The sequence below is a fragment of the Prevotella conceptionensis 9403948 genome (assembly GCF_000312305.1).
Lineage (GTDB): Bacteria > Bacteroidota > Bacteroidia > Bacteroidales > Bacteroidaceae > Prevotella > Prevotella conceptionensis.
The window spans coordinates 455,780-458,009 of sequence record NZ_HE999445.1; the positions used below are offsets into that span (position 1 = coordinate 455,780).

At 41.7% G+C, this 2,230-nt stretch carries 2 protein-coding genes and 2 pseudogenes; all 4 read right to left on the minus strand.

Annotation, left to right across the window (positions count from 1 at the left end):
* Positions 1 to 676, minus strand: a pseudogene (locus BN93_RS06220) (RHS repeat-associated core domain-containing protein); the annotation flags it as partial.
* Positions 677 to 798: 122 nt separating this feature from the next.
* The gene (locus BN93_RS06225; protein ID WP_019187473.1) at positions 799 to 1,308 is read right to left on the minus strand and encodes a hypothetical protein; all 510 of its coding nucleotides are present in this window, start codon (positions 1,306 to 1,308) and stop codon (positions 799 to 801) included.
* A gap of 318 nt (positions 1,309 to 1,626) precedes the next feature.
* Positions 1,627 to 1,915, minus strand: a pseudogene (locus BN93_RS17915) (hypothetical protein); the annotation flags it as partial.
* Between the two features lie 32 nt (positions 1,916 to 1,947).
* The coding region (locus BN93_RS18515) for a hypothetical protein (RefSeq protein WP_044259947.1) at positions 1,948 to 2,230 on the minus strand (283 nt) is incomplete at its 5' end.

A 2,230-nucleotide genomic window follows, 5' to 3' on the forward strand; every position in this document is an offset into this window, starting at 1 on the left:
ATCAGGCGGTTGTCCTCGTCCCATACATTCTCCGCTCGCTGTTCAGGCTGCCGTTCTCCACCAGTGTTGGGTTGCCATTGTCATCGTATGTATAATGCTCATGCCCTATCTGCGTGGGAGCCGTAGGGTGGTTGCTGTCCTCGTACTGATAGGTGAAATCGTAAGACTGCACGGTCTTTGTGGAGTCCACCTTCTGCACCTTGGTGAGCGGTTCGCTCATCCGTCCGAAGGTCATCGTCATTTCATACTTCGCCCCCTTCGCCTCACCATTGGCCTTTATCAGGCGGTTAAGGTCGTCGTAGGCATAAGTGTGGTTGAAAGCACCGCCAAGTTTCGCTTTGCTGTTATTGTTATTACTATTGTTATTACTATTGTTGTTATTACTAGCGGCCTGCGTCGGGTCTACGGCATTGGCAATACCCAAGATATTGTCCACAGCATCGTATTGGTACTTGTTTTCCATCACAGCCCTACCGTCCGCCGTAAGGTTCATCGCCTGCAGACGTTCACGCTGCTTGTCGTAGGTGTAGGTCGTTTCCGTGCCGTTGCCGAGCTTGGTATAGACGGTATGGCCGTCCTTGTCGTAACCTATCCTGTCAACAATAACGCTCTCACGCCCCTGTTTATTGCCCGAAAGGCGAACTATTTGCCCTTCCGCATTGTAATGATAGGTCATGTTGCGCACGCAATTCCAGCTGTCGTAGGTGGTATCGTAGATAAAAGTACGAATATCCGCTACGCTCGCCATTATGGTGTGCTACAGCAAGTTGTAGTCAGAAGTAATTGTATATTGCTTTATTAAAATAAATCACGAAAGAAAAATAATAATTCATGATAGAAATGAAAGAATCTCTCACTCCAACTCCATGGCCTATTTACAGAATGAATATTAATACGTCTAAGCCATTTATCATCCTTTCTCGAATAATTATAATAATACAACGTGTCGTTTACCATAGAATCAAGGAAAACAACCGCATATTCGACCCTCTTTCCTATTATCCGATATGACTTTTTTGAAATATCTATTTCTGCAACGTAAGTCCTTGAATAGTTCGACCTGTTATTTATTATCATGTGATAAAGAGGTAAATAAATATAATTATCACTTATTATAATCGGCCCTCCAAAACCATCATGATGAGGAGTCATGATTTGTACTTCATTTATAAACAATTTTCCACACAGAGGCCCTTCCTTTCCGAAATTGTGTAGATCCATAAATAGAATTTTACAAGAAGCGACTTCATAAAATGAAGGGAATTGCCAAGGATTCCCCATTTCTGCATATATAATATTTTTATTCATAAGACTTCTATTTAATCCTATTCAGTTTATCCACCGTAAAATACTGAGTCCTTCCTCCGATCCATTGTCCCCCCGGTGACTTTGCGGTTCCTTTTATCATAATAGAACCTTTAGGAACTTGTATTTCCGCAATACCTTCCATCGCATTATTCCATTCCGGTCTCAGCGCAAGTCCGCATCTATCAATAAATTTTCCAATTGGTACATTTGAGAGATAGGAACCAACATACGCAGCATTTCCACCAAAAGATCGATACAAATTTAAATCTTTTGTTGTTTTGACAACTTCTACATCTTTAGCGAAATCTATTAGTCACTGTGGCACTTGACGATACACTCGCCGGCAGCATTATAGGTGTATCGGCTTGTCTTACCCGTTGTCCGACAAAACCATCAGTCGGTTGTCATCGTCCCAATACATTCTCGGCTCGGTGTTCAGACTGTCGTTCTCCACCAGTGTTGGGTTACCATTGGCATTGCAAGTATAATGCTTATGCCCTATCTGCGTGGGAGCTGTGGGGTGGTTGCTGTCCCCCCTGAGGTTCTTCGGCCTTTCGGATGCCTTCGATGTTATGACGTTCGCAACATTCAAATATTGTCCACGGATCGTATTTTATTTCATGGGCATGAGATACACATTCACATGAATTCCCTCACAAAGGAACTATCAAATTGTTCGCCAAATGTTTCGTTTTTTATGAAATATTGCTTATTTTCCGAATCTTTCAAACTTTCTAGAACCAATTCTTTGGAGTTAAGTGTTTGAATGGGATCTTTTGTACATACTTTATTCTCATCTATTATAATTAAGGTGTCTTTGACGAGCTTATAACGCAAAAACATGACGGTATCTGAGATACAATCAAAAATAGCTGTAGAATCTCGGTAAAAGAATAAGTTTGCATATGTAGCGTAAGCATCC